This is a genomic window from Cryobacterium zhongshanensis (assembly GCF_022760445.1).
GTDB lineage: Bacteria > Actinomycetota > Actinomycetes > Actinomycetales > Microbacteriaceae > Cryobacterium > Cryobacterium algoricola.
The window spans coordinates 443,507-469,900 of record NZ_JALGAR010000003.1; the positions used below are offsets into that span (position 1 = coordinate 443,507).

The following is a 26,394-nucleotide window of genomic DNA, read 5'->3' on the forward strand; positions in this document are numbered from 1 at the left end:
AGCGCCCCGGGCAGCTAGCCGATCCGGGACAAGCCGATGAGGACCATGTCTGCACTGTCACCGTTCAGGCAGGTCTGAAAAACGAGGTCGTGGCCACGCGGAACGTCGCTGACCATCGCGGTGCCCGCGCTCAGAGTCCCGATCACCCCGGTCACCCGGTAGACGCCGGCGTCGATACCGGCGAGGCGGACCTGCGCCCCGGTCCACCGGGGAAAGAGTTCTCCGCCGCAGCCCCAATGCTCGACCAGCATCGGCGTGCCGTACCAGGCCGTCGTGTCCACGAGTCCGGAGCACAGGTCGATCTCGGGCTGCCGGCCGGTGAGCGTGACGGTGGAGGCGAAGTCGTCGCCCGTCGACGACGGAGGCCGGACCGCGGCGGCACCCTGGTCGACGATCGCCGGGGAGGCGAGCACGTCGACGCTCAGCTCGATCCCGGAGCCATCCGGGTTATCCAGGCCGTCGGCCGCCGCTGTGGAGCCGGGGACGACCCCGGCTGTCACGGTCACAACGGACGCCGTTTCTGCCGACGTCGCGGTCAGGTTCCGGGAGGCTCCGAAGACACAGACGGCGGAGATGAGCGCCGTCGCGACACAGAAGCCACCGACGATGAGGGCCCGGGCCCGAACCGACGGGCTGCTGTCGTTCTGCGCATCGTTCGTGGGGTGACTCCGGTCTCGGATGCCGGCGTGCCGTGCGGCATCCGGTCGGCGCCACGGACCAGCGAAGCCCCACCGAAACCAGTGCGTGTTCACCGATCGATCAGGCTTCGTTCACCCGTTGTTCACCTTCTCAACATAGACCGTTAACCGTTTGGCGGGCGTTGACCACGCCCGCAAGAATCGGGCAGGACACCCGAGTGCCGGATCAGCGGATGAGCCCGGCCTGACGCGCGGCCGCAACGGCCGCCGTGCGACTCGTCACACTCAGCTTGGGAAAGACGTGCGCGAGATGCGACTTGACGGTGGTCTCGCTCAGGTGCAGGAGGCGGGCGATGTCCCCGTTGCTGTGGCCGTCCGCGACCAGCGACAGGACCTCCAGTTCGCGGATGCTCAACGCGGACTGGGCCTCACGCACCCGCGCCAGCAGCCGGGTGGCGACGGCGGGCGCAAGCGCTGACTGACCGGCGGCCGCGGCGATCACCGCGGCGATGAGGTCGTCCGGCGGGGTGTCCTTCAAGAGGTAACCCGCGGCACCGCTCTCGATCGCGGTGATGATGTCGCTTTCGGCGTCGTAATTCGTGAGGACCAGGACGGCAGGCGCGTCGTCCATCGACCGGATGCGACGTGTCGCCGCAGCGCCTTCGAATCGTCCCTGGAACTGCAGGTCCATCAGCACGACATCCGGCCGAAGCCGCTCGGCGTCAGCGATGGCGTCCTCGGTCGTCCCGACAGCGCCGACGACATCGATCGACGCCTCCAGTTCGAACAGGGCCGTCAGGCCGCTGCGCATGATCGGATGGTCATCCGCGATGAGCACCCGGATCGTCATCGGGAAACCTCGAAACTCGCCACGACACTGGTGCCGTGGCCGGGACGGTTCTGGGCAATCAACGCACTTTCGACCGTGAGCGTGCCGCCCAGTTCCGTGACCCGCTCACGCATGGCCTGCAGCCCGAAGCCGCTGCGCAGCCTTGTCGCGGACTCCACAGACGCCGTGACGAGGTCTGGTCCGGACTCGGTGACGAAACCGGACCCGTCGTCGACGACGTCCAGGATGATCTCCGAGTCGAGCCGGCTCAGGGTGACGTCGATGCGTTCCGCCCGGGCATGCTGCACGGCATTGGCGAGCGCACCCTGCGCGATCCGGAGCAGGGCGGTTTCGACCCGGGTAGGAAGAAGTCCGATCTCCCCCGATACCGTGAGCCTGACCGGAATTCCGCTGGCCGCATCCGTCTCGGCGGCCAGCCGTCGGAGGGCCTCGATCAGGGTGGACTGGCGCAAGGCGGGCGGGGACAGTTCGTCGATGAAGGACCGGGTTTCCCCGAGCGCCTGCGAGGCGGCATCCCTGGCCTGTGCCAGCCGGGACCGCACAACATCGCCGGAATCGACCGAGCGCTCGGCGGCGTGCAGCAACAGCACGATGCTGGAGAGGCTCTGGGACACCGTGTCGTGGATCTCGCGGGCCAGCCGGCCGCGTTCATCGAGTACTCCGGCGGCCCGCTCGGCCGCCGCGAGCTGGGTTCGGGTGTCCTGCAGCTCAGTGATCAGCCGGTCCCGTTCCCGGGCTTCCCTGGTGAGGGACCGGTACGCGAGACCGATCACCACGGCGACCAGGGCACCGATCACGGGGCCGATCACACCACCCGCGCTGAATCCACGATGCACGCCGAAGGCGACGATCGCGATCCCGGTCGCGAGGGCGACCGCTGCGGGGCCCGTCCAGCCGGGGAGCAGATGCAGGTAGATGAAGAAGAGCGGGAAGAGCAGGTAGATCGACTCCGGACTGAAGGCCATGAGGACGACCCACTCGAGGCTCAGGGCGGCCGTCCAGGCCAGGGCCCACCCGGGCGGGGAACGGCGCGGGAGGGTGGAGGCGACCAGCGTGCCCATGGCATAGGTTCCGAGCAGCACGGCGGCAAGGCAGATGATGACGACCGCCGCGGGCATCCCCGCCTGCCCGGCCATCGCGACCACGAACACGACGAGGCCCAGCACCAACAGGTGCAGGCTCACCCGCAGGCCCAGGAAGACGGAGTCGAGTCCCGAGCCGTGCGCGGTCATGGCGTTGCTTCTCTCACTCGACGATCACCCATCCACCGTACGGGGAATCCACCGGTACGGCATCCTTCGAAAGGTGTAGCGGATGCTCCGCCCTTCGTGCCCGAAGGACCGTTCCGGTGCACGATGACCGGGCGTTCCCTTCCCGGCAGAGTGGTCAGTGGCGGGCACGAGCTCACCATCTGCAGCCGGTCCCGTGGCGGGACCGCCGTGACAAGGAGTCTTCTGTGTTCGTAGCGTGGCGCGATCTGAGATTCGCCAGGGGGCGGTTCGTCCTCATCGGGGCGGTCGTGACCCTGCTCACCCTGCTGGTCGGATTCCTCTCCGGCCTGACCGGTGGTCTGGCCGACCAGAACATCTCGGCCATCACCGGCCTCAGCGCCGATCGCATCGTGTTCTCCGCCCCGGTCGCGGACACGGAGCGGAGCTTCGCCGATTCCGCGGTGACCGCGGCGGATGCGCGCGGGTGGAGCGAGCGGGACGGAGTGCGGGACGTGCATCCCCTGGGGATCAGCCAGCAGCGGGTGTCGGTCGGCGACAACCAGGCCGCCGTCGCCCTGTTCGGCAGCGAATCCGGGTTCGGCTCCGGCAGCGCGCTGGTGAGCGGGCACCTGACACTCCCCCGGACGGCCGCGACGAAGCTCGGCGTGCACGTGGGCGACTCGGTCACCCTGATGGGCTCAGGGTTCGTCGTCGACCGGGTGACCGACGACACCTGGTACTCGCACACGCCCGTCGTCTGGCTGCCGCTCACCGACTGGCAGGGGCTCGCGTCCGCGACCGGCAGCGCAGGCGCCTACGCCACCGTCCTCGCCGTGAGCGGTTCGAACATCGACTGGGCGGCCGCGGACGCTGCGACCGGCACCTCGTCGGCCGGTGTCCTGCAATCGCTGACGGCGCTGTCGGCATTCCGTTCGGAAATCGGCTCCCTGCTCCTGATGGTCGCCATGCTGTTCGGCATTTCCGCGCTCGTGGTCGGTGCGTTCTTCACCGTCTGGAGCATCCAGCGCCAACCGGACGTCGCCGTCCTGAAGGCGCTCGGCGCATCCAACCGGATGCTCGTCGGCGACGCCCTGGGACAGGCCGCCCTCGTCCTCGTCACGGGTGTCGGACTCGGCATCGCGCTGACGGCGCTCCTCGGAGCGCTGGCCGGCACGGCGTTGCCCTTCGTGATCAGCCCCCTGACGACCCTCCTGCCCGGTGCGGCGATGATCGCGCTGGGCCTCGCCGGCGCGGCCTTCGCGCTCCGTTCCGTCACCACCGCCGACCCCCTCACCGCCCTCGGGAGCAACCGATGATCAGCCTGGACAACATCACCCTGACCTTCCCGGACGGCGACACGAGGGTCACCGCGGTCGACAGCGTGAGCCTCACGGTCGAACGCGGTTCCGTGGTCGGGATCACCGGCCCGTCCGGCTCCGGGAAGTCGAGCCTGCTCGCCGTGGCCTCCACTCTGATCAGCCCGGACAGCGGGACCCTGCGCATCGGCGACGTGGATGCGACGGCCCTGTCGCTGACGGACCGGGCACAGCTGCGTCGCGAGAGCATCGGCATCATCTTCCAGCAGTCGAACCTGATCCCCTCCTTGACCGCGGAAGAGCAGCTCGTCGTGATGGGGGAACTGGATGGGCCGCGCCGCGGCCGCGGGGCCCGCAACGCCGCACGGGTGCGGGCCCGGGAGCTTCTGGACGCGGTCGGCCTGGCCGATCACCGCTCCAAGCACCCGGCTCAGCTCTCGGGAGGCCAGCGCCAGCGGGTGAACATCGCCAGGGCGCTGATGAACGAGCCGAGCACACTGGTCGTCGACGAGCCCACCAGCGCCTTGGACCAGGAGCGCGGTTCGAGCATCCTCGCCCTGATCCTGCGGCTGACGACGGAGTTCGATACCGCCACGATCCTCGTCACCCACGACCAGCGGCTGCTGCCGCTGATGAGCTCGGTGCACTCGATGGTCGACGGCACGCTCACGACGCGGTGAACGCGCGGGATCGCTACCAGGTCGCGTCCCCGCGGATGATCACATCCGAACCGCCGTCGATGAAGATGACCTGCCCGCACAGGTGGGCGTTCTCCTCGCCCGCGAGCCAGGCCAGCAGGTAGGCGACCGAGCGCGGTTCGAAGATCCCGTTGAGGGGCATCGGAACCATGGTGGCCATCGCCTCGCGCTGCTGCGGCGTCGCGATCATGTCCGAGGTCATCGGAGTGTCCACGACCCCGGGTGCGATCGCGTTCAGGGGAATCGAGGCGCCGGCCCAGGCATCCGTCGCCGCGTTCCGGCGGATCCACCGGGCCAGGGCGCGCTTGGTCGTGCCGTAGATCAGGGCCCCCTGTTCCGCTCCGCCCGCCTCGAGCTCGGATGCGCGGGCCAGGGCATCCGCTTCGTTGCCGGCGAGGAGTGCGGCGAGCAGGATGTCGTCCGGCGGGAACAGCGAGGCCATCGAGGCGACCGCGACGGCGCGCGGGGCGGCCGAGCGGAGCAGCAGGGGGCGCAGGCCCTCGAGCGTCGCGATGGTCCCGAAGTAGTTCACGGCCACGGTGGTGGCCGTCGGTGAGGCCAGACCGGCAACGGCGAGGACGGCGTCGATGGAGCCGCCGCTCAGCTCGCTCACCTGCTCGACGAGGGAGGCGCGCCCGGCCGCGGTGGACAGGTCGACGACCACGTCCGCATCGTGAACGTCGACGCCGATGACGATTTCGCCGCGCTCGATGAGCAATTCCCTGGTCGCCTTCCCGATGCCGCTAGCCGAGCCGGTCACAACTGAGATACGGGGCATGAGAGCGACCTTTCGACGGTGAATCGGGCACGGTGTCCTCGATGCATGGTGCCCCCACGACCGGGAGCGCACAAGGGCGCCCGGAACCCGGTTCTGCGCGGCCCGCTCCCCGTCGACGGTCGGTGCGCCCCGCGCCGTCGTCGATAATGGAGAGGGTGACTCACCTCCAGGAACCCGCCGACATCCGCCTGATCGTCTCGGACATGGATGGCACTCTCCTCGATGATTCCGGACGGGTGCCCGATGACTTCTGGCCGGTCCTGGAATCCCTGCTCCGTGCCGGAGTGATGTTCTCCCCCGCCAGCGGACGCCAGTACCAGACCCTGAGGGAGACCTTCGGCGAACGCGCGGGACTCGTGTTCATCGCGGAGAATGGCACGAACGTCGTGCGCGACGGCGTCAGCATCGCGTTGGAACCCGTCGTGTTGTCCGTCATCCCCGCCATCGTCGAGTGGGTGCGCACCGCAGTCGCCACCGGCTCCGATGTGGGCATCGTCGTGTGCGGGGTGCGGACGGCGTACATCGAGCGCACCGACGCCGAGTTCTTCGCCAAGGTCAAGCCGTACTACGATGCCCTCGCGACCGTCGACGACGTCCTCACCGCGTCCTCCGACGACGAGGTGGTGAAACTCGCGATCTATGATTTCGCCTCGGCGGAGCAGCACACCGGGCCGGCCCTGCGCGGCCTCGGCCTCGAGGCCGACGTCGTGGTCTCCGGTGAGCACTGGGTCGACGTGATGCGCCCCGGTGTCAACAAGGGGAAGGCGCTGATCCGCCTCCAGAACGAACTGGGGATCAGCAGGGAGCAGACCATGGCGTTCGGCGACTACCTCAACGACGCCGAGATGCTCGACGCCGCCGGGGAGTCCTATGCGATGGCCAACGCGCACCCCAGCATCCGTGCCCGAGCCCGCCACCTCGCGCCGTCGAACGACGACGACGGCGTCGTCACCAGCATCCTCGCCGCCTTCCCCGGCCTGCTGCTGGACGCCCGGTGATGTGACGCCCTCGCCGGCCGGGTCCCCCGGAGCCCGGCCGGCGCGACGAGCGACTACTTCAGGATGCGGATGAGCTTCCGGTTCGCGAACTCCGCGATGCCGAAGCGTCCCATCTCGCGGCCGAAGCCGGAGCGCTTCACTCCACCGAAGGGCAGTTCCGGGCTGTCCAGAAGCGAGCCGTTGATGAACACCATGCCGGCCTCGATCTGGTCGGCGACACGCAGCGCCTGCTCCGGGTCGGTCGTGAAAAGGTAGGAGCCGAGGCCGTACGGGATGTCGTTGGCGACCTGCACCGCCTCGTCCTCGTCCTGCACGCGGTAGATCGCGGCGACCGGACCGAAGAACTCTTCGCGGTAGGCGTCGCTGTCCGGGGAGACCCCGGTCAGCACCGTCGGGGAAAAGAACGCACCCGTGCGGAAGCCGCGGGCCACGACGGTGGCCCCCTGGGCCTCTGCCCGTCCGAGCTGTTCCTCGAGGTTCTCCGCTGCCCCGAGTGAGGAGAGCGGTCCGAGAGTCGTTACCGGCAGGGTGGGGTCTGCGGGGACATTGCCGGTCATCTTCGCGGTGAAGCTCTCGGTGAACGCGTCGAAGAGTCCGTCGATGACGATGAAGCGCTTGGCGGCGTTGCAGGACTGTCCGGAGTTGTCCAGGCGGGCTGCGACGGCGGCGTCGACGGCTTCCTCGAGGTCGTCCGTGCTGAGCAGGATGAACGGGTCGGATCCCCCGAGTTCGAGCACGACCTTCTTGAGGTTGCGGCCGGCGACCTCGGCGACGGCCGCCCCGGCGCCCTCAGACCCGGTCAGGGACACCCCGTGCACCCGGGGATCGGCGATGATGTCGGAGATCTGGGCGTTGGACGCGTAGAGGTTCCGGTATGCGCCGGCGGGGAACCCGGCATCCGTGAAGATCTCCTCGATGGCGGCGGCGGATTCGGGGCACTGCGAGGCGTGCTTGAGCAGGATGGTGTTGCCGAGCACGAGGTTCGGGCCGGCGAACCGGGCGACCTGGTAGTAGGGGAAGTTCCACGGCATGATGCCGAGGAGCACCCCGAGGGACGCGCTGCGCATGAACGCCGAGCCCTCGCCGCCGAGCAGTTCGATCGGTTCATCGGCGAGGAACGCCTCACCGTGGGTCGCATAGTAGGAATAGATGTCGGCGGAGAAGTCGACCTCGCCGAGGGCCTGCTCGACAGGCTTGCCCATTTCGCGCACGATGAGCTCGGCCAGGTGCTCACGGCGCTCGGTGTGCAGGTCGGCGACGCGCTGCATGAGTGCCGCGCGCTCGGCGACGGATGTGCGGCGCGAGAACTCGGAATGGGCGCGGTCCGCCGCCCCGATCGCGTCCAAAACCTCGTCATCGGTCGCCAGCGCGAAGCTGGGGCCGGTCGTCCCCGTTGCGGGGTTGGTGACAACGTACTTGTTCATGAATTCTCCCTGGGTGTCCTCGTTAACGCCGAACGCACTCGCAGCATACCTGCCCGGGCGGGACGAACGAGGCCGGGCTATTCTGTCATCTCCATTCCGACGATTCCTTGAAGGAGATCCCCCTTGCCGTACTTCACCACATCCGACGGAACCGAGATCTACTACACCGACCAGGGCACCGGGAAGCCGGTCATCCTCAGCCACGGCTGGCCGCTCTCGTCCGACGCCTGGCAGGTCGAGGTGAAACTGCTCGCCGACAACGGGTACCGCGCCATCGCACACGACCGCCGTGGGCACGGCCGCTCGGCGAAGACGTATACCGGAAACGACATGGACACGTATGCGCGCGACCTGGCCGAACTCATCGAGTCGCTCGACCTGAACGACCTCGCCGTGATCGGCCACTCCACCGGCGGCGGCGAAGTGGTGCGCTACGCCGCGCAGCACGGCGCCGGCCGGGTGACCAAGGTGATCACCGCCGGGGCGGTGCCGCCGCTCATGCTGCAGACCGCGGCCAACCCGGACGGCCTTCCGATCGAGGTGTTCGACGGCATCCGTGCGGGTGTCCTGAGTGATTCGTCCCAGTTCTACATCGAACTGACCGAAGCGTTCTTCGGGGCCAACCGGCCCGGAAGCGCCGTCTCGGAGGGCGCCAAGCGCGAATTCTGGCGCCAGGGCATGCTCGTGAACCTCGCGGCGGCGTACGACTGCGTCACGGCGTTCTCGGAGACCGACTTCACCGAAGACCTCAGGGCGCTCGACGTGCCGATCTTCATCGCCCACGGCGACGACGACCAGATCGTTCCGATCAAGGATGCCGCACTGAAGTCGATCGAGCTGGTCAGGCACGGCACCCTCAAGGTGTATCCGGGAGCACCGCACGGCATCTCCGGCGCCTACCAGGCAGAGCTCGACCAGGACATCCTCGCCTTCCTCGCGACCTAGTCCGGCACGAACGGTGTGAGCGGGCACCGGCCGGGAGTTAGGCTCGGCTCGTGCCCGTCACCCTGGAACCCCTGTCCCCCAAACGATTTCCGAAGTGGCTGCGCCGCAGCGCGGAGGAGTACGCGTCCGATCTGATCAGTCTCGGCCGCTCCCCCGCCGAAGCCCACCGGCTGGCCACGCACAGTCTGACGGAGTCCTTTCCCGGCGGACAGCCGGCATCCGGTCAGTACGTGTTCGACGTGCACGACGGCCCCGGCCGCCCGGTCGGCTACCTCTGGATCGGCCGCGCCCAGGGCGAGGACGATTCGGCCTGGTGGGTCTGGGACATCTCCATCAACGAGGAGGAACGCGGCAAGGGGCTCGGCCGGGAGACCATGCTCCTTGCGGAACGGTTCGCGAAGTCCCACGGCGCCCGGACCCTCGGCCTGAGCGTCTTCGGCTTCAACACGGTTGCGCGGCGACTGTACGAGACGCTGGACTACGAGACCACGTCGATCAAGATGCTGAAGAACCTCGGCTGAGTCGCCCGCTCACTCCGAGGCGCCCGTCTCCGGGAGAAGCGGCAGGATGCGCACGCTGTCGAAGTGGCGCGGATGCCCGTCGATCGGATCGGTGAAGCTCACCGCGCTCGCCAGGAGCTGCAGCGGCCGGGAGAAGTCGTCGATGGCGACGTCCCGGACCACGGGGTAGAGCGGGTCGTCGATGATCGGTATCCCGAGGCCCAGCATGTGCAGGCGCAGCTGGTGGGTGCGTCCCGTGCTCGGCGTCAGCCGGTAGACCGCCCCGTCGCCGAGGTGGGTCTCCAGCTCGATCAGGGACTCGGCGTTGACCGGGGCGTCTGCCACGACCTCGCCCTGCCACTGGCCGCGGCGGGTCGCGAGATGATTGCGCACCGTCACGGGGAACGCCAGGTCCTGGCGCGCCGGGGCCAGCGCGCGGTAGGTCTTGCCGACCTCGCCGCGCTGGAACATCGACTGGTACGCCCCGCGCCAGCGGCGTTCTGTCGCGAGCACCAGGACGCCGGAGGTCACCCGGTCGAGCCGGTGCAGCGGTGAGAGCTCGGGCAGCCCGAGCTCGGCGCGCAGCCGCACGACCACGCTCTGCAACACATGCCTGCCGCGCGGGATCGTGGAGAGGAACGCCGGCTTGTCGACCACGACGAGTCGCTCGTCGCGGTGGATCACGTGCACGGTCCCCGGGACGACCGCCTCCTCGGCGAGGTCGCGATGGAACCAGACGAAGGTGTGCGGCTGGTAACTGTCGTTGCCCGCGACCGGCGTTCCCGTCGCGTAGGCGAAGCGCTCTCCGGCCAGGAATCCCGGCACGTCGACGAACTCCGGCAACCGCTCGCTTAGCCAGGCGCCCATCGTCGGCCACGGCTGCGGCCGGGCGGGATCAAGCTCCGGGGTGCAGACCCAGGCGGCGTCGAGGCCGTGACGTTGCGGGAGGGGCGAACGCGGGGGCATCCACTGATCGTACGTCGCGACGGGCCGCGAGCCGCCGCTTCGGTCGGGCCGGGGGCGAACTAGGCGTCCGGCGACTTCCCGGCCGCTCGCTTCAGGGCACGCAGGTGGCGAGCCGCGTTGGCGGCTGCAGCCACGGAGAGCACGAGCGGAACGCAGCCGACGACGAAACCCTGAACGAGCAGGGCAACGCCCCAGCCGGCGACGACCGCGGCGACACCGAGGAGCGCCCACCAGGAGGTCACCGCAGTGCGTCTCTCGTCCATGGCTTCAGTGTGGCAGAGTCAAGGCCGGAATGGTCAGAACAGCGGCCACGGGACCGCGGGCATCTGGCCGCGCGGGGCGGGGAACCGGGCGACGGAGCGCAACCGGTCACAGCGGTCGGCCAGGGCCGCGACCTCGGCGGCGGTGAGCAGCCCCGCGAGCGTGTCGCCGAGCGCACCGGTGAGCCCGGAACGCACGCGGTCGATCCCGTCGAGCTCTTCGGCGGTGAGCTCATCGCCCAGCCAGCCCCAGAGCACGGTGCGCAGCTTGTGCTCGACGTGGAACGTCAACCCGTGGTCGACGCCGTGGCGGTGCCCGCCCGGCATCGCGAGAATGTGGTTGCCCTTGCGGTCGGCATTGTTCACGACGATGTCGAACACGGCCATCCGGCGCAGCGCCACTGAGTCTTCGTGGACGAGCGTGATCGCCCGGTCCTGCTCGTCACGACCGTCGAAGACCCGGCGCCAGCCCGCACCGGGCCCGACTTCCCAGGGGACCAGGTCGACGGCGTCCTGTTCGGGGTCCGGGTCCTGCCACAGCTGCACCATCCCCGGGCCCATCGGACCGTCACGCAGCCAGGTCCGGGGTACGACGTTCCACCCGAAGGCCTCGGACACCCGGTACGCCGCAACCTCCCGGTTGGCGAGGGTCCCGTCGGGGAAGTCCCAGAGCGGATGCTCGCCGGCGACGGGCTTGTAGACCACCGGGACGCCGCCGATGCTGCCGAGGAAGGTCGCGTTCGAGGCGGTCGTGATCCGGCCCCTGAGCTCGAGTTCAGCGTGATCGAGTTCAGCGTGCTCGAGTTCACCCGGCTCGAGCTCGCCGGAGCCCGGCATCATCAGGGCTCGTCGCGCAACACGCAGTCATGCCCGTCCGGGTCGATGGGGTCCCCGCACAGCGGGCACAGGGGGCGCCCTGCGCCGACGACTTCGTGGGTGCGCTTGGCGAAGGCCCTCGCCGTGCCGACCGGAATCCGCAGCAACAGCATCTGCTCGGGGTCGACAGTGGCGGCATCGACGACGTCGAGAAGGTCGTCCCCGATGTCGTCCTCGTCGACCACTACGATCGGGAACGCCTCGATCACAATCTGCACGGTCGAGGGGTCCCAGCCCAAGGTCATGGTTCCGGTGCGGAAGTCTTCCTCGACGGGTTGCTCGAGCGGTTCGTTGTCGACGAGCTCCACGGGTGTCGAGGTCGGGACGCTGAACGGGTTGCCCTCTGTGGACATCAGCTGGTCGAGGATCTCGTCGATGCTGTCGGCGAGGAGCGCCGACTGCTGCTTCTCCAGAGCGATGCTGACGATCTGGGCTCCGCTGCGCACCTGCAGGTAGAACGTGCGCGACCCCGGTTGGCCGACGGTACCGACGACGACCCGGTCCGGCCAGTCGAACTCATGCAGGATTGTAGGCATGGGGATATTTTAGGCTCCGGAATCCCGTGGCCGCTGAGTGCCGGCGCCACCTCCGACCGGCGCGTCGGCCACCCGGCCGGCCGCCGCAAGCCAGGACAGGTCCCCGGCGTCGGTGTTGATCGCGTGGACACTCGGGCGCTGCGGCCCGTAGCGCACGATCGATACGGAGGCCGGACCCACGTTGATCCGCTGGAACAGGTCCAGGTGCATCCCGAGTGCGTCGGCGAGCACGGACTTGATGATGTCGCCGTGGCTCACCGCGACCCACACCGCACCGGGACCGTGCTCGGCCTCGAAGATCGCATCGTGGCGGCGGATGGCCGCGACCGACCGCGCCTGCATGGCGGCCATTGATTCGCCGCCGGGAAAGACGACCGAAGAGGGGTGCGCCTGCACCACCGGCCAGAGCGGCTCCTGGGCAAGGTCGATCAGGGTACGGCCCTGCCAGTCGCCGTAGTCGCACTCCGTGATGTCCTCGTCCACGGGAGTCGCGGGAGCGCCGCCCTGGAGGTCGAGGATCAGTTGGGAGGTCTCCCGACACCGCTGCAGCGGGCTCGAAACCACTCCGACCAGCGGCACGACGGAGAGCCGTTCGCCGGCGTTCGCGGCCTGGGCGAGCCCGAGCGTGTCGAGGCCGACCCCGAGAGATCGACCAGCCAGGAGTCCGTCGGCATTCGCGGTGGTGCGGCCGTGCCGCACGAGGATGACTGTGGCCATGCGTACAGCCTAGGGAGTCGGCGAGTCGCCGAACGCACCCGGGCGGGGTACCGGGATCTAGACGACGAGCCTCATGAGGATCGATGGCCCGAATCGCGTGTCACCGGCACCGACGGTGGTGAAACCACAGGCGTGGTAGAACGCTTCGGCGTGCGGGTTCCCGATGACATGGAGTGCTGATGAGCCGGCTATCGCCGTGAAGGTCGCCGCGTATTCGACAAGTTGCCTTCCCACGCCCGACCGCCAGACCGTCGGTTCGACGAACAGGCCGTCGAGCTCCCAGTCCCCGTCCGCGCGGGGAAAGACTGCGGCGAACCCGATGACCTGGTCGTCGTCCACCGCAGCGAAAACCCACCCGTTGGTGAATTGTTCGAGGGGAATGCTCACGGCATCCGGGTGCGCGAGGATGGCATCCCTATCCCCCGGATTGGCCAGCGAGGCCCGCATCTGCAACGCTTCGAGCGCTCCGACCTCACCCGGGAGCGCGACCCTGATCTCGATCACGTCAGTGATGATAGTCGGGCGAGGCCAGAACGAGGTGCAGGCTGTCCCTCTGACCGGATCTGTCTCAGCTCAGCCGGGCCAGGGCCGACCGGAACGCGTCGATCGCGTGAGCGTTGAACAGTACGAACGTGACGACATCCACGGCCGTGGAGCTCGCGGCCACCGTCTCGACGGCGATACGCGCCGCATCATCCATCGGCCAGCCGTAGACGCCGGCGCTCACTGCGGGAAAGGTCACGCGGCGGGCACCGAGTTCGTCGGCGACCCGCAGCGACTCGGCATAGCAGGAGACGAGCAGGTCCGATTGGTCGAGGGCTCTCGACCAGATCGGACCGACGGTGTGGATGACCCACCGGGCGGGGAGGAGCCCCGCCGTGGTCGCGACGGCGGCGCCGGTCGGCAGCCCGTCCGGAAGTGTCGTGGCACGCAACCGGCGACATTCCTCGAGGATGGTCGGGCCACCGGCCCGGTGGATCGCGCCGTCCACTCCCCCGCCCCCGAGCAGTGTGTGATTCGCGGCGTTGACGATCGCGTCCGCGGGCAGCGCCGTGATGTCTCCTCTGACCAGCTCGATGAGTGCCATGATCCGACGTTACCAACCTCGTGCACGGCAAACGCACGAGGCGGATGCTGCCGGAGCTACGCCAGCGTCGGCTGCAACAGCCCCTCGAGGCGCTGGTAGCTGGTCTCCATTCCGCCGGTCATGCCGGTGGCCAGCACCGCGTCGCGCTGCTCCACATTGGCGTAGGTGATGACGAGTGAGAGCAGGGTTCCGCCCTCGACTTCCGTGAGGGTCAGCTCGTTGAGCGTCGCCGGGAAGTCCATCCCGATCATCGCCTCTGTCGTGACAGCGCGGCGCGGTTCGACGGACTCGAGGAGCTCACCGGTGAAGCCGAATCGCTCCTCACCGCCGTCGCGCTGCCACTCGTAGCGGTAGCTCTCGCCGACGACCGTCGCGATCTCGCACACGGGCATCGACCAGCCGTCCGGCCCCAGGAGCCACCGCTTCATCAGGGCGGCATCGTTGTGGGCCCGCCACACCTGGTCGACGGTGCCGCGGATCACCCGCGCCACCCGCACCTGGGTGTCGCTGAGAATCTGCGCCTCCGCCAGGTGGTCGGCGGCGAAGGACGCAAGATCGGCAAGCACCTGGTCGATCTGGGCCATCGCCTGGCGGGTGCCTTCGAGCATCCCCATCTCGATGAGCTGCTGCATCTGGTCGAGGGATGCGAAGTACGACGTCGTCCTCAGGCGGCTGCCACCGGCCGTCTCCTCGAAGGCGAAGTCCACTCGCGTGGTGGGGAGGTCGGGGTTCGGCACACCCGCCGCATCCGAGAAGCGGTCGAGCACTTCAAACGCGTGGGGAGCGTCGGTCGAGGTCCAGTCCCAGCAGCCGTAGTGCATATCGCCCTCCGGCCCGGTCATCGCATACACGCTGCGTCCCCCGGTCAGAGCGTCGTGCCGGTAGAACGTGGCCGGATAGGTCGGCGGGCCCCAGAACCGTTCGATCTGGCGCGGATCCGTGTACGCATCCCAGAGCCGGCGGACGGGCACCGGGAAGTCGGCGACGATCGTGATCGTGAGCTGGTCGAGGTCTTTCTCGACGGAGGTGACGGGCATGATGATCCTTTCGGTTAGGTGTCAGGTGGAGCCGGAGCGTCTTCAGCGAGCAGGCTGTCGAGGCGTTCGATGCGCGAACGCCAGAGCTCTTCGAAGTGGTCGAGGAGGCGCTGGGCCTGGTGGATGCGAACCAGGTTTCCCCGCACCATCCGCTCGCGGCCCCGTGCTGCCTTCGTCACGAGATTGGCCTCCTCCAGCACGGCAATGTGTTTCTGCACGGCCGCGAAGGACATCTCGTAGGAGTCCGCCAGCTGCGACACCGAGATGTCGGTGACCAGCGTGCGGCGCACGATATCCCGCCGCGTCGCGTCAGCGAGGGCGCGGAAGAGGCGGTTTACGTCCTGTTCGGAAAGCTCTAATACAACCATTTGATTGTATGTTACCCAGCCACTACGAATCGCGCAAGCGGTCCCCGCGGTCACCTTGACCCGTTTCGGAACGGGTTACTAGGGTGTTGGCGTGGAGTACCGGATCGGTGATGCGCTCATCCACTTCGTCGCGCTTGGCGAGGGCGTGCCGCTGGTCGCGCTCCATGGCGCAGGCGTGGATCATCGCGAGATCGAGGCCGCAGTCGAAGACGCTCTCCGAATCGGCGAGGGTGCCTCGTCGCAAAGTCGGGGACTTCAGCGGATCTATCCCGATCTCCCGGGCATGGGACTCTCGACGGCCGACGGCCTGACCGGAAACGCCGACGTGGTGACCGCGCTGTGCTCCTTCCTCGACCACCTGGACGCCGGTCCCGTGCTGCTGCTGGGCCATTCCTACGGCGCCTACCTGGCTCGCGGTGTCGCCGCCCGGCGACCGGATGCGGTGCGCGGCCTGGCTCTCGTCTGCCCGGCTGCCGAGACCAGCCGGAACGTACCGAGGCATGAGGCGGTGCGTCGGGACGCCGATGCGTACGACGAGCTCGAGCCTGCGCACCGTGCGGGTTTCGACGAGTACTTCGTGGTGCGCACCCGAGCGACTGCTCGCCGCTACCGCGACGCCGCCGTGCCCGGGCAGACGCTCGTGGACGAGGTCGCACTGGGACGGCTTTTTGCCCGGTGGACCCTTGAGCTCGACTCGCACGACTTCGCGGCGCCGACGCTGATCCTCGCGGGACGGCGTGACTCGATCGTCGGTCATGTCGATGCGACGGCGCTACTCACGTCCTACCCTCACGCGACGCTGGCCGTCGTGGATGACGCCGGTCACGCCCTCATGCACGAGCGCCCGGCCCTGTTCGCGGCGCTCCTCGACGATTGGTTCGTTCGAGCGCGATCAGGAACGGGCTGACCCGCAGGTCAAGGGCGCGGTGAGGCCGCGGCGGGCACAACCGCCTCCTCCGTCAGCCAGTGCGCGGTCATCGACGTCGCAGGGACCCTGAACGGTAGCCGACCAGGGCCGATTGAACGAGACTGGAGGTAAGCCCCCGACCCGAGAAGAAGGTACCTCCACCATGACTCGCAGCGACATTGGCCCCAACCCGGACTCCTTCGACCTGGAAACCGCCACGACCGAGAACACGAACTATCGAACCGTGGCCTGGAGTGGCAAGTATTTGCAGGTCACGCTGATGTGCATCCCTGCCGGAGAATCCATCGGACTTGAAATGCACCCCGACACCGACCAGTTCCTGCGCCTCGATGCGGGCGCAGGAAGGGCACAGATGGGACCGGAGAAAGACAACCTTGTCTTCGAGCAGGACGTTTCCGACGGGTGGTGCATCCTCGTCCCCGCGGGCACCTGGCACAACGTCACCAATACCGGTGACGGACCCATGAACCTCTACGTCGTCTACGCACCCGTCCACCACGCCGCCGGGAACATCCACAAGACCGCCGCCGACGCCGCAGCCGACGAAGATGCCGGAACGGACACGCCGCCCGACTGGACACAGCAACCCGCCTCGTCCCGCCCCGACGAGGAGGCACGCTCCTAGTCGCTCTCCTGAGCCCTCGGGCGGCGTCGTTCAGCGCCAGAACTCCATAAGCCGCTCCGCACGGACCCGGCCCTGGTCGTAGCCGGCCTGGGCGGCGGACGGGCGCAACGAGACATCCATCGCGCTGGCGCCGAACAGGTGGTCGGCGCTGCTCTCGGGGAAGATCATTTCCACCCGGCTGCCCCCTGCGCGCAACGCGTCGACCTGGCTGGCGAGATGCAGGCCCCATTCCACGGGAGTCAGCGCCCGGCCGCCGAACGGTGACAGCACCAGGACCCGCTCGTACCCGGCGGCCAGATCGGCGTTCTCGGCGTTGGACCGGTACCCACCGTCGATGTAACGGCCGTCGTCGACACCGTAGGCGAAGCCACTGGCGCAGCTGGCCGCCACTGCGTCCACCAGATCGACCCCGCTGTTCCGGTCGAATACCACCGGCGCACCGGTCTCGGCGTTGACCGCAGTGATGAGGACTCTCTGTTCGGGCCAGTGCTGGCTGGGCAGGCGCGAAGCGACGGTCGCGCGCCACCGCGCCTGCGTCGACGGGTCGGATGTTGCGGCGAGGTCGAGCGCAGCGCCACCCGTTCTGCGACGCATGTCGGCCGCGTCCTCGGCGGCGGCGATGATACGGCGCCTACGTTCCAGGTGATCGATCACCGGACCACTTTGAGCGCGATGGTCGACCGAACCGGCCAGGGCGGTGCGCCGCGCAGGGACGGGCACGGCGACCAGAGTGGCAGCCAGCGAGTCAGCGGGGATCGCGCCCGTGAGCTGCGCCGCAGCGGTCGCTCCGGCCGAGGTCCCGATGATCAGATCGGCGTCGGTCACGTTCAGACCGGCGTCGTACAGGCCTGCGACGACCCCGATCAGCCACGCGTTACCCGTCGATCCGCCGCCACCGAGGACAAGGGCAGTTCGGGAAGGATGCGGGGAAACGTCGCGTGAGATCGTGTCCGGGTTGTGCAAACGGTGTTCATTCATCGTCGTAGCTTTCTGAGAGTGCGTGAAGCGCTCCCCGCGACGGCTACGTCAGTCGCGCGATCGTGAACTCGAAAGGAGCGCCCAGAGTGGACAGTGTGTGCATCGGGCTCACCTCCTCAGATCGCGTCACGTTCAGTAGAAATCCTACCGTTGTGGGTGATCCTCAGTGCGATCGAACACTGTATCGGTGCTCGGGGCGACCGGTCGAGCCGTAGCGGAGGGTCACGTCGACGTCACCGCGGGTTGCCAGGGCGGCAAGGTGCCGCTGCGCCGTCGCGCGGGACAGGCCGGCACGGCCGGCGATCAGACTCGCGGACGATTCCCCGTCCTGGAGCAGGTCGATGAGCAACTTCTCGGTCGTGGACCGCGACACCGACGCGACACCACCGTCCCGACCATGCAGCACCCGCTGGGCCCGTTCGATCGCATCCTGGTCGAGGTTGCGGTCTTCGGCGATCAGGGTGCGGAACCGGCGGTACGCCCCCAGCCGCTCGGTCAGGCGTGCGGGTTCGAACGGCTTGATGAGGTAGTCCAACGCGCCGGCGCGAAGGGCACGGCGCACGGTGGCGCCATCCGATGCCGCACTGATCATGAACGCGTCAACGTCGATCTCGGCGACGAAGGCGATCCCGTCGCCGTCGGGGAGGTAGACGTCGCAGATGACGAGGTCGGGAGACAGATCGCGCACCGCAGCGCGCGCGGCCCGCACTCCCCGAACCGGTTCCAGGGCGGTGTAGCCGGTGCACGCATCGACGATATCGCGATGGAGGCCGCCGACACGGAAGTCATCGTCGACGACAAGGACGGAAATCGGATCGGTCATTGTTCTTCTCCTTGTGCTGGGCGGGCCGGCGGTCCCATGACCCCGGGCAGGCGGGCGCAGAAGACCGCACCGTTTCCGTCCCGGCCTCCGGCGTCGGCAAGCCAGATCTCCCCGCCGAGGCGCGCCGCGATCTCACGCACGAGCGGAAGGCCGATGCCCCGCCCATGCACCGCGTCCGGGTCCAGGTAGGTGCTCGGCACGTCACTGAACACGCGTGCCGCGTCGGGCACCCCCGGCCCGGAGTCGGCCACGGTCAGGACGAGCGTGTCACCGTCGTCGAGCAGTTCCACTTCCACCCAGCCCGGCTGCCGACCGCGCACGGCGGCGCTCACCGCGTTCTCAACGAGGTTCGCGAGCACGGTGGCCACATCCGCGGGCGCAGTGACGACCCCGCGCACCAGTGAGTCCGGGCCCACCGACAGGTGGATTCCGCGTTCACCGGCCTGCGCGGCCTTGGCTTCCACCAGCGACACCAGGAATGGCTCGGTCAGGTGCCCACCGGCGACCGAACCCTCGTGGATGCGTGACGCCTCCAGCACGTCGTCGAGGTAGCCCCGAGCGTCGGGCACGCGGCCCGCATCCATCAGACCGGCCGTCACGTGCAGGCGGTTCGCGAACTCGTGACGCTGCACCCGAAGTGCGTCGGTCATCGCCGCCACGGTTTCCAGGCGATCCATGAGGTTCACGATGTCGGTGCGGTCGCGGATCACCGCGATCAGACCCAGGTCCCGATTCGCGCGTGACACCGGATGAGTGTCGATGTAGACGACATGGTCGGCGAGTACGAGCGGCTCGGCGGCATCCGCTCCCCGCCCTCCCTGGGACGGCGGCTTCGGTTCACCGGCGAGGGCCGCGACCACCGGCCCTGGCAATTCGAGGCCCCGGATGCGGCGTCCGACCAGGTCCGAGATGCCGAGCAATCGGGCGGCCGTCGCGTTGGCGACGGTCACGACGCCGTCCGGTCCGGAGGCGAGCACTCCGTCTCCGACGCCGTCGAGCACCGCCGCCTGGTTCTGGACCAGCACGGCCAGCTCCTCGGGCTGCAGGCCGAGGGTGAGTCGCTCGAGGCGGCGTTGGATGACGAACGACACGACAGCGCCCAGTGCGAGGGCGACGGCGGCAGCCAGCGCGACGCCCGCCAGCAGGAGAGGAAGCTCCTTGAAGACACTGCTCGGAGCGAAGCCGACGCTCACCTCGCCCACCGGCGCAGCGGTGGTGGGATCGCGGACGGGAACTTTTGCCCGAGCCGACTCACCGAGGGTGCCCGATTCCCACGACACCGTCTCGCGTCCGGCCAGAGCCTCAGCGAACTCCGTGCTCACCACTGCTCCGAGCAGCTGCGGCTCCGGGTGTGCGAATCGGATTCCGTGATCGTCGGTGATCACGATGAACAGGGCGCCGGTGTTGGCTTCTGCGGCCGCGGCGAGCGCGGCGAGCGGTCCACCGCGGAGGCTCGCGTTGGTCGGCGTGCCGACATCCGCAGAAGCTCGGGCGATCGCCTCGCGCACATCGGAATCTGCGGCGACCGTGCGGGCGATCGACAGTGCAGAGGTCTCGGCCTCGGCCCGGAGCTGTTGCACGCCGATCCAGACGAACACGCCGGTGCAGATCACAACGACCACGCTCACGCAGGCGAGTTGCAGCAGCATCATCTGTGTCGAGAACCGCATCTCCGCCCCCTTGCGGCGCATTGAGCAGAATGCGCACAACCAACCCTATGCGCAATACGTGCAGCAAAGGGAGATACCGGATGCCGCGCCCTCGGCCTGCCTAAGCTTCAGGCCAATCGTCATCCGCCTCGGCAGTGACCGCCGAACGGGATTCACCTGGCTCGGCCGCACCATTCAGACATAGACAAAGGAGTCGATGTGCTCGTCATCCTCGGATTCACCATGATCCTCACCTTCATGGTGCTCATCATGACCAGGCGGCTCACGCCGATGGTCGCCCTCATTCTCGTCCCGACGATCTTCGGCCTCTTTGCGGGCGCCGGCCTGGGCCTCGGCGACATGATCATCGAGTCGATCGGGGATCTGGCGCCGACGGCGGCGCTGCTCATGTTCGCGATCATGTTCTTCGGCATCATGATCGATGTCGGGCTGTTCGATCCCCTCATCCGCTTCATCACCCGCTTCCTCGGCAACGATCCGGCCAAGGTCGTCCTGGGCACGGCGATCCTGGCCGGCGCGGTATCGCTCGACGGCGACGGGTCGACGACCTTCATCATCACGACGTCTGCGATGCTGCCGATCTACCTGCGGCTGGGCATGAGCCCGGTTGTACTCACGTGCGTTGCAGGCCTGATGAACGGCACGCTCAACATCGTGCCGTGGGGTGGCCCCACCGTGCGGGCGGCGTCGGCGCTCGGCGTGTCGCCGACCGAGATCTTCGTGCCGATGCTGCCGTCTCTGGCGACGGGAGTCATCATCGCCCTCGTGTTCGCCTGGTTCCTGGGGCTCGGCGAACGCAAGCGCGTCGGGTCGCTCGAGTACTCGCGGGCCGCACAGACGGATGCCTCCCCGGTGACGTCGCCCGGTTTCTGGCGTGGGTTCTTCGGCGGCAACCGCGTCGTGCGCGGCACGGAGGTCAGTCCGGGGGCTGCGGCGACCCTGTCGACGACCGGCATCGTGACCGTTCGCCCTGGTCAGCGTGTGCCGCTCGGGCACACGGCCCTGGCCGGGCAGACGGTGCTCGAAGCCGACGATCACGACACGATGATGGCTGACACGATGCTGCGGGCGGATCGTCCGACGCTGCGGCCCAGGCTCATTTGGGTGAACCTCGGGCTCACGGTCGCCGTCATGGTGCTGCTTGTGCTCGACGTCATGCCCCTGGCCTACATCTTCATGGTGGGCACGGGTCTGGCGCTCGTGATCAACTTCCCGAGGCTCCGTGGCCAGGCCGACGAGATCGTCGCGCACGCCCCCAGCATCGTCGGCGTCGTCTCAATGGTGCTCGCAGCAGGCGTCCTGGTCGGCGTGCTGAACGGCACCGGGATGGTGACCGCCATGGCCGACTGGGTCGTCCAGGTCGTGCCGGCGTCGATGGGTGAGTACCTCGCGGTCATCACCGGAGTGCTCTCCATTCCGATGACCTTCTTCATGTCCAACGACGCGTTCTACTTCGGCATTCTTCCCGTGCTCGCCGAGAGCGCAGCAACCTACGGGATCTCCCCGGTCGAGATGGCCCGCGCTTCGATCATCGGTCAGCCCGTTCACCTGCAGAGTCCGCTGGTACCGGCCATTCTTCTGCTCGTCTCCCTTGCGGGCGTCAACCTCGGCGACCACCACAGGAAAGTGCTCTGGCGAGCCTGCGCGATCTCGCTGGTCATGCTGATCGTCGGAGTGCTCGTCGGCGCGGTCCCGTTCGGCTGAACGCCGCAGCGTGCCCGGGCGTGAGTGCCGGCTGGCCCTCACGCCCGCGGGTACCTCAAGCGTCGGGGGTCGGCCTCCCGAAACCGGCCCGAGTGTTCACGGTTGTGTCACTTCGTTGACGACGCGCAGCCCGTTGAGGGTGCGCGGGTAGCCGATGTAGGGCAGCAGCTGGGTGAGCACGTCGACGAGGATCGCCCGGGTGTTACCGACCCGGAGATTCGCCGCGACGTGCGCGCCGACCTGCGGCTCGCATCCGCCGAGGGAGACGAGCATCGCGAAGGTGAGCAGCTCGCGCAGCTGAGTGTCGAGGCCGGTGCGGGTGTAGTGGTCGCCGAAGCAGTTGTCGGACAGGAAGCGCTGGATGTGCAGCTGACCGGCGGGCGCGCTGGCGTACATCGCGTCGATCCGGTCCGCCCCGATGATCTCCTTCTGAACGGCAAGGCCCTTCTCGGCGCGGCTCTCCGGGGTCGTCGTCGACTGCCCGGGGAGCGGGAGCTCGACTCCGCGTTCGACGAGGATCTCGTTGGTCAGATGAAGGAAGTCGAACACCTTCGCCATCCCCACGTAGGGCACCGCGTGGTAGACGATCTCCTTGGCCTCGACCGGCGTGACGCCGGCACCGAGAGCCGCCCCGAGCATGACGCGGTACTCCCCCAGCGCCTGCGACGCGATCATCGAGCCCAGCTGCAGGATGAGACGCGTCCGGACATCGAGGGCAGACTCGGCCAGGACGTCGCCGAAAACGAAGTTGTCGAAATACTCGATGAGTTCGGGATCGGTCTGCTTCAGGGTCGACACGTGGCCGGGAAAGAGCGCGTCGTGGTTCCTCTGTGCCTGTTCGCTGATCGCCATCGTGCTCACGCCTCCGGGATGACGTAGCGGTTCTCGTCGATCCGGCGGGTGTCCGGTTCGGGGCCGCGACGGATGCCGAGGTCGAGCCCGTCGATCGCCGCGAGTTCGGCATCCGTCAGCTCGAAATCGAAGACGTCGAAGTTCTCCACGATGCGCGACGGGGTGATCGACTTCGGGATCGCACTGCGCCCCTGCTGCACGTGCCAGCGGATCATGACCTGCGCCGCCGATTTGCCGTGCGCGGCTCCGATCGCTTCGATCACCGGGTCGTGCAGCGGATTCTTCGCGGTGCCGTCGCCCCAGCCCGGGTAGAAGTTAATGCCGCCGATCGGGGACCACGCCTGGGTCAGGATGCCGCGGGCAGCATCCGCCGTCTGGGTCTCCTTCTGCACGAAGTACGGGTGCAGTTCGATCTGGTTGACGGCGGGAACGATCGTTCGCGCCTCCAGGAGGGCATCGAGGTGTTTCGGCTTGAAATTGCTCACGCCGATCGCCCGTACCTTGCCCTCGGCCAGGAGGGTCTCGAGCGCCCGGTAGGCCTCGAGCGTCGTGTCGAAACTCAGCGGAACCGGCTGGTGCAGGATCAACAGGTCAAGGTAGTCGAGGCCCAGCTTGCCGGTCGCGACGTCGAAGGCGTGCAGAGTCTCCTGGTAGCCGTACTGGCTGATCCAGACCTTGGTCTCGACGAAGACCTCGGTTCGATCGACACCCGAGTTGCGCAGTCCTTCGCCGACCTGCCGCTCGTTCAGGTAGGCAGCGGCCGTGTCGATGTGGCGATACCCGGTGCGCAGTGCAGTCTCGACGGCGGCAGCGGTGTCCTCCGCGGAACTCTGAAAGACCCCGAGTCCGACCGCGGGGATAGTGACGCCATTGTTGAGAGTGAACGAAGTAGTCATGATTCGAGGCTACGTGCGGTCTCATCAGCCCGAGAGGGCCCCGTGGTACCCCTCTGCCGATCTACGCGTTCTGAACCGCGTCGACGGGTCACGCCCCGGAGTCGACGGTGGCCCTAGGGGGCCGGCGGAACCGGGTGCTCGAAGAGATCTCGCAACCGGTTCAGTACGGGAATCGCGGACGCCAGAACGCCTTGTTCGGCGGGCGAGAGCCTGGCGATGGCGGCGGCCACGGTCGCCGTGCTCGTGCGGTCGAACCGGAAGAGCATGTCCCGCGCGTGAGGTGTTGCAACAAGCATCGCCGAACGGAGGTCCCCGGTCGAGGCGCGCTCGACCAAGCCGGCCGCTGTCATGGCCTTCACGAGGTTGCTGACGGTCGGGCGAGCGATGCGAAGAGCGGCCGCGGCGTCACGGGTGTTGACCGGACCGGTGGCGACGAGAATCCGCAGCAGCTCGATCTGCGCTTCGGGGATGTCCGGCAGCTCTTCGGCGGCCCGGGTCGCCCGGGACATCTCCCGCCGCAACGGCCCGAGCAACCGGGTGAGTTCGATCGCGATCTCGCTCACGGCCAGCCTCCCGGATAAATATAGGTTTGCCACAAACATAGGTTTGTGACAATCTCAGTTTAACGTGCATTTCAGGACGCAACCGCTTCCGAATCCGCCCCGAGAGAAGGCCGTGACCATGCTTGACGAAAAATACCGCGTTCTATTCGAACCGCTGAAAATTAAGAACCTGGAAATTAAGAACCGCTACGTGATGGAGCCCATGGGCCCGGGCGGGTTCTGCGACGAGCAGGGCGCCTACACCGAGCGTGCGGCGGACTACTACGTGGAACGCGCCAAAGGTGGCACTGGACTCATCATTACGGGCACCACCATGGTGGAGAACGAGGTCGAGGTCTGCACTCTGCCGTCCCTCCCCTGCGCCACATTGAACCCGAACCACTTCATCCAGAACGCCAAGCAGATGACCGAGCGCGTGCACGCCTACGGCGCCAAGTTCTTCTGCCAGCTGACCGGAGGCTTCGGCCGCGTGTCGATTCCGTCCATCCTGGGCAAGACGGCGATTGCTCCCTCACCCATCCCGCACCGCTGGATCGATGGAGTGGTCTGTCGCGAGATGACCGTTGACGAGATCCACTACATCGTCAGGAAGTTCGGTGAGGCCGCCCTGGTCTGCAAGAAGGCCGGGTTCGACGGCGTCGAGATCCACGCCCTCCACGAGGGCTATCTGCTGGACCAGTTCGCGATCTCCTTCTTCAACCACCGCACCGACGAGTACGGCGGATCGTTGGAGAATCGCCTCCGATTCGCGACGGAGATCGTCCAGGAGATCAAGAAGACCTGCGGAGCGGACTACCCGGTTTCCCTGCGCTTCGGCCTCAAGTCGATGATCAAGGACTGGCGCCAGGGCGGGCTCCCCGGCGAGGAATTCGAGGAACAGGGCCGCGACATCGAGGAAGGCATCGAGACGGCCAAGGCTATGGAGGCCGCCGGCTACGACTGCCTCAATGCGGATGTCGGCACCTACGATTCCTGGTACTGGACCCACCCGCCGATGTACCAGGCCAAGGGCCTCTACCTGCCGTACAACGAGATCCTCAAGCGCCACGTGGACATCCCGGTGATCACCGCCGGACGAATGGAAGATCCCGACCTCGCCTCCGACGCGATCCGGAACAAGCAGACCGACTTCATCGGCATGGCTCGCCCGCTGCTCGCCGACCCCGACATCCCCAACAAGATCCGCGCCGGCAAGTACAACACGGTCCGCCCGTGCCTGTCCTGCCAGGAGGCCTGCATGGGCCGGCTGCAGCACTTCACGTCGATCTCCTGCGCCGTGAACCCGGTCGCCGGTCGCGAGAAGACCTACGCCCTGGAACCCGCGATCACCAAGAAGAAGATCATGGTCGTCGGTGGCGGAGTCGCCGGATGCGAGGCAGCACGCAACCTGCACCTGCGCGGACACGTCGTCGACGTCTTCGAGAAGTCCGATCACCTCGGCGGCAACCTGATCCCCGGCGGAGCGCCCGACTTCAAAGAAGACGACCTCGCTCTCGCCCGGTGGTACACCAACGAACTGGTGACCATGGGCATCCCCATTCACTACAACACCACGGTGACCCGGGAACAGGTTGAAGCCGGCGACTACGACTGTGTCATCATCGCCACGGGCTCCACACCCAAGCGCATGGCGCTCGAGGGTTCCGACCGGGTGTTCACGGCGGAAGACGTGCTACTCCTGAAGGAGGACGTCGGCGACTCCGCCGTGATCATCGGTGGCGGGCTCGTCGGGTGCGAGCTGGCCTTGTGGCTGGAGGGCCTGGGCAAGAAGGTCACCCTGGTCGAATACCAGCCGGACATCCTGCAGCTCGGTGGTCCGCTCTGCACCGCGAACTCCGACATGATCCGGGACCTCATCGCGTTCAAGAACGTCGACCTGGTCGTGAACAGCATGGTGACCGGGGCCCGCGATGGCGGCTTCGTCGTCAAGGACCGCGCAACCGACCAGGAGACGGTCCTGATCGCGGATTCGGCCGTCGTGGCCGTCGGCTACGTCTCGGAGCGCTCCCTGTACGAGGAGTTGCGTTTCTCCGGCCCCGAATTGCACCTGATCGGAGATGCCGGCGAGGTGTCCAGCATCATGTACGCCATCTGGAATGCCTACGAGGTCACGAAGAACATCTGACCTCATCGCTGAGTGCCCGCCATCC

The 26,394-nt window shown here is 67.8% G+C and carries 29 protein-coding genes; 9 read left to right on the top strand and 20 right to left on the bottom strand.

Going from position 1 to position 26,394, the window contains the following annotated elements; translation table 11 throughout:
* Nucleotides 1–14 precede the first annotated feature (14 nt).
* The 3 genes from MQH31_RS13675 to MQH31_RS13685 all read right to left on the bottom strand — a co-directional run bounded on the left by MQH31_RS13675 (nucleotide 15) and on the right by MQH31_RS13685 (nucleotide 2,720).
* A complete protein-coding gene (locus MQH31_RS13675) occupies nucleotides 15–752 on the bottom strand; it encodes a hypothetical protein (RefSeq protein ID WP_243012488.1) in 738 nt (245 codons plus the stop codon).
* A 112-nt stretch (nucleotides 753–864) separates the two neighbouring features.
* Complete coding sequence (locus MQH31_RS13680; RefSeq protein ID WP_134536195.1) at nucleotides 865–1,488, bottom strand: response regulator; 624 nt, start codon at nucleotides 1,486–1,488, stop codon at nucleotides 865–867.
* On the bottom strand, nucleotides 1,485–2,720 hold the full coding sequence (locus tag MQH31_RS13685; RefSeq protein ID WP_134536193.1) for a sensor histidine kinase: 1,236 nt from the start codon (nucleotides 2,718–2,720) through the stop codon (nucleotides 1,485–1,487). Before MQH31_RS13685 ends, MQH31_RS13680 begins: the two co-directional genes overlap by 4 nt.
* Before the next feature lie 224 nt (nucleotides 2,721–2,944).
* On the opposite strand from MQH31_RS13685, the gene MQH31_RS13690 reads away from it, so the two are divergent.
* Together MQH31_RS13690 and MQH31_RS13695 are read left to right on the top strand one after the other, a co-directional pair.
* On the top strand, nucleotides 2,945–4,015 hold the full coding sequence (locus tag MQH31_RS13690) for an ABC transporter permease (protein ID WP_243012489.1): 1,071 nt from the start codon (nucleotides 2,945–2,947) through the stop codon (nucleotides 4,013–4,015).
* The gene (locus MQH31_RS13695; RefSeq protein WP_243012490.1) at nucleotides 4,012–4,695 is read left to right on the top strand and encodes an ABC transporter ATP-binding protein; all 684 of its coding nucleotides are present in this window, start codon (nucleotides 4,012–4,014) and stop codon (nucleotides 4,693–4,695) included. Before MQH31_RS13690 ends, MQH31_RS13695 begins: the two co-directional genes overlap by 4 nt.
* A gap of 13 nt (nucleotides 4,696–4,708) precedes the next feature.
* On the opposite strand, the gene MQH31_RS13700 is transcribed toward MQH31_RS13695, so the two are convergent.
* Nucleotides 4,709–5,491, bottom strand: a complete 783-nt coding sequence (locus MQH31_RS13700; protein WP_243012491.1) for an SDR family oxidoreductase — start codon at nucleotides 5,489–5,491, stop codon at nucleotides 4,709–4,711.
* 146 nt (nucleotides 5,492–5,637) lie between these two features.
* Here MQH31_RS13700 and MQH31_RS13705 point away from each other — a divergent pair, with 146 nt between their 5' ends.
* Nucleotides 5,638–6,489 carry a Cof-type HAD-IIB family hydrolase gene (locus MQH31_RS13705; RefSeq protein WP_372488159.1) on the top strand — a complete coding sequence of 284 codons (852 nt, stop codon included), beginning with the start codon at nucleotides 5,638–5,640 and terminating at the stop codon, nucleotides 6,487–6,489.
* Between the two features lie 53 nt (nucleotides 6,490–6,542).
* On the opposite strand, the gene MQH31_RS13710 is transcribed toward MQH31_RS13705, so the two are convergent.
* Complete coding sequence (locus MQH31_RS13710) at nucleotides 6,543–7,913, bottom strand: NAD-dependent succinate-semialdehyde dehydrogenase (protein ID WP_243012493.1); 1,371 nt, start codon at nucleotides 7,911–7,913, stop codon at nucleotides 6,543–6,545.
* A gap of 123 nt (nucleotides 7,914–8,036) precedes the next feature.
* Here MQH31_RS13710 and MQH31_RS13715 point away from each other — a divergent pair, with 123 nt between their 5' ends.
* Together MQH31_RS13715 and MQH31_RS13720 are read left to right on the top strand one after the other, a co-directional pair.
* The gene (locus MQH31_RS13715) at nucleotides 8,037–8,858 is read left to right on the top strand and encodes an alpha/beta fold hydrolase (protein WP_243012494.1); all 822 of its coding nucleotides are present in this window, start codon (nucleotides 8,037–8,039) and stop codon (nucleotides 8,856–8,858) included.
* 50 nt (nucleotides 8,859–8,908) lie between these two features.
* A complete protein-coding gene (locus MQH31_RS13720) occupies nucleotides 8,909–9,379 on the top strand; it encodes a GNAT family N-acetyltransferase (RefSeq protein ID WP_243012495.1) in 471 nt (156 codons plus the stop codon).
* Nucleotides 9,380–9,388: 9 nt separating this feature from the next.
* Here MQH31_RS13720 and MQH31_RS13725 read toward each other — a convergent pair whose 3' ends face one another.
* The 9 genes from MQH31_RS13725 to MQH31_RS13765 all read right to left on the bottom strand — a co-directional run bounded on the left by MQH31_RS13725 (nucleotide 9,389) and on the right by MQH31_RS13765 (nucleotide 15,205).
* Nucleotides 9,389–10,324 carry a pseudouridine synthase gene (locus tag MQH31_RS13725; protein ID WP_243012496.1) on the bottom strand — a complete coding sequence of 312 codons (936 nt, stop codon included), beginning with the start codon at nucleotides 10,322–10,324 and terminating at the stop codon, nucleotides 9,389–9,391.
* A 59-nt stretch (nucleotides 10,325–10,383) separates the two neighbouring features.
* The gene (locus MQH31_RS13730; RefSeq protein ID WP_243012497.1) at nucleotides 10,384–10,587 is read right to left on the bottom strand and encodes a hypothetical protein; all 204 of its coding nucleotides are present in this window, start codon (nucleotides 10,585–10,587) and stop codon (nucleotides 10,384–10,386) included.
* Nucleotides 10,588–10,620: 33 nt separating this feature from the next.
* Entirely contained in the window at nucleotides 10,621–11,421 is an 801-nt protein-coding gene (locus tag MQH31_RS13735) for an SCO1664 family protein (protein ID WP_243012595.1), read from the bottom strand.
* Nucleotides 11,422–11,423: 2 nt separating this feature from the next.
* The gene (locus MQH31_RS13740; RefSeq protein WP_134536174.1) at nucleotides 11,424–11,996 is read right to left on the bottom strand and encodes a DUF3090 domain-containing protein; all 573 of its coding nucleotides are present in this window, start codon (nucleotides 11,994–11,996) and stop codon (nucleotides 11,424–11,426) included.
* Nucleotides 11,997–12,005: 9 nt separating this feature from the next.
* Nucleotides 12,006–12,713 (bottom strand): histidine phosphatase family protein, encoded by a 708-nt coding sequence (locus MQH31_RS13745; protein WP_243012498.1) that lies wholly within the window; start codon nucleotides 12,711–12,713, stop codon nucleotides 12,006–12,008.
* 57 nt (nucleotides 12,714–12,770) lie between these two features.
* A complete protein-coding gene (locus tag MQH31_RS13750; RefSeq protein ID WP_243012499.1) occupies nucleotides 12,771–13,217 on the bottom strand; it encodes a GNAT family N-acetyltransferase in 447 nt (148 codons plus the stop codon).
* A gap of 64 nt (nucleotides 13,218–13,281) precedes the next feature.
* Nucleotides 13,282–13,800 carry an O-acetyl-ADP-ribose deacetylase gene (locus MQH31_RS13755; RefSeq protein ID WP_134536170.1) on the bottom strand — a complete coding sequence of 173 codons (519 nt, stop codon included), beginning with the start codon at nucleotides 13,798–13,800 and terminating at the stop codon, nucleotides 13,282–13,284.
* Nucleotides 13,801–13,856: 56 nt separating this feature from the next.
* A complete protein-coding gene (locus MQH31_RS13760; protein ID WP_243012500.1) occupies nucleotides 13,857–14,837 on the bottom strand; it encodes an SRPBCC family protein in 981 nt (326 codons plus the stop codon).
* A 14-nt stretch (nucleotides 14,838–14,851) separates the two neighbouring features.
* Nucleotides 14,852–15,205: an ArsR/SmtB family transcription factor gene (locus MQH31_RS13765; protein ID WP_243012501.1), complete on the bottom strand. Its 354-nt coding sequence runs from the start codon at nucleotides 15,203–15,205 to the stop codon at nucleotides 14,852–14,854.
* A gap of 91 nt (nucleotides 15,206–15,296) precedes the next feature.
* On the opposite strand from MQH31_RS13765, the gene MQH31_RS13770 reads away from it, so the two are divergent.
* Together MQH31_RS13770 and MQH31_RS13775 are read left to right on the top strand one after the other, a co-directional pair.
* Nucleotides 15,297–16,112: an alpha/beta fold hydrolase gene (locus tag MQH31_RS13770; protein WP_243012502.1), complete on the top strand. Its 816-nt coding sequence runs from the start codon at nucleotides 15,297–15,299 to the stop codon at nucleotides 16,110–16,112.
* Between the two features lie 163 nt (nucleotides 16,113–16,275).
* Complete coding sequence (locus MQH31_RS13775) at nucleotides 16,276–16,758, top strand: cupin domain-containing protein (protein ID WP_243012503.1); 483 nt, start codon at nucleotides 16,276–16,278, stop codon at nucleotides 16,756–16,758.
* A 30-nt stretch (nucleotides 16,759–16,788) separates the two neighbouring features.
* On the opposite strand, the gene MQH31_RS13780 is transcribed toward MQH31_RS13775, so the two are convergent.
* The 3 genes from MQH31_RS13780 to MQH31_RS13790 form a co-directional block, all read right to left on the bottom strand.
* On the bottom strand, nucleotides 16,789–17,736 hold the full coding sequence (locus MQH31_RS13780; RefSeq protein WP_243012504.1) for a patatin-like phospholipase family protein: 948 nt from the start codon (nucleotides 17,734–17,736) through the stop codon (nucleotides 16,789–16,791).
* A gap of 163 nt (nucleotides 17,737–17,899) precedes the next feature.
* Nucleotides 17,900–18,559: a response regulator gene (locus MQH31_RS13785; protein WP_243012505.1), complete on the bottom strand. Its 660-nt coding sequence runs from the start codon at nucleotides 18,557–18,559 to the stop codon at nucleotides 17,900–17,902.
* A complete protein-coding gene (locus tag MQH31_RS13790; protein ID WP_243012506.1) occupies nucleotides 18,556–20,229 on the bottom strand; it encodes a sensor histidine kinase in 1,674 nt (557 codons plus the stop codon). The genes MQH31_RS13785 and MQH31_RS13790 overlap by 4 nt, the downstream gene beginning before the upstream one ends.
* Before the next feature lie 222 nt (nucleotides 20,230–20,451).
* Here MQH31_RS13790 and MQH31_RS13795 point away from each other — a divergent pair, with 222 nt between their 5' ends.
* Nucleotides 20,452–21,933 carry a CitMHS family transporter gene (locus MQH31_RS13795; RefSeq protein ID WP_243012596.1) on the top strand — a complete coding sequence of 494 codons (1,482 nt, stop codon included), beginning with the start codon at nucleotides 20,452–20,454 and terminating at the stop codon, nucleotides 21,931–21,933.
* 96 nt (nucleotides 21,934–22,029) lie between these two features.
* Here MQH31_RS13795 and MQH31_RS13800 read toward each other — a convergent pair whose 3' ends face one another.
* The 3 genes from MQH31_RS13800 to MQH31_RS13810 all read right to left on the bottom strand — a co-directional run bounded on the left by MQH31_RS13800 (nucleotide 22,030) and on the right by MQH31_RS13810 (nucleotide 24,244).
* Nucleotides 22,030–22,785: a carboxymuconolactone decarboxylase family protein gene (locus MQH31_RS13800; protein WP_243012507.1), complete on the bottom strand. Its 756-nt coding sequence runs from the start codon at nucleotides 22,783–22,785 to the stop codon at nucleotides 22,030–22,032.
* Nucleotides 22,786–22,790: 5 nt separating this feature from the next.
* Nucleotides 22,791–23,681, bottom strand: a complete 891-nt coding sequence (locus MQH31_RS13805; RefSeq protein WP_243012508.1) for an aldo/keto reductase — start codon at nucleotides 23,679–23,681, stop codon at nucleotides 22,791–22,793.
* Nucleotides 23,682–23,794: 113 nt separating this feature from the next.
* Nucleotides 23,795–24,244, bottom strand: a complete 450-nt coding sequence (locus MQH31_RS13810) for a MarR family winged helix-turn-helix transcriptional regulator (protein WP_243012509.1) — start codon at nucleotides 24,242–24,244, stop codon at nucleotides 23,795–23,797.
* 118 nt (nucleotides 24,245–24,362) lie between these two features.
* Between MQH31_RS13810 and MQH31_RS13815 the strand changes: the two genes are divergently transcribed.
* Nucleotides 24,363–26,369 carry an oxidoreductase gene (locus MQH31_RS13815; protein WP_243012510.1) on the top strand — a complete coding sequence of 669 codons (2,007 nt, stop codon included), beginning with the start codon at nucleotides 24,363–24,365 and terminating at the stop codon, nucleotides 26,367–26,369.
* Nucleotides 26,370–26,394 lie beyond the last annotated feature (25 nt).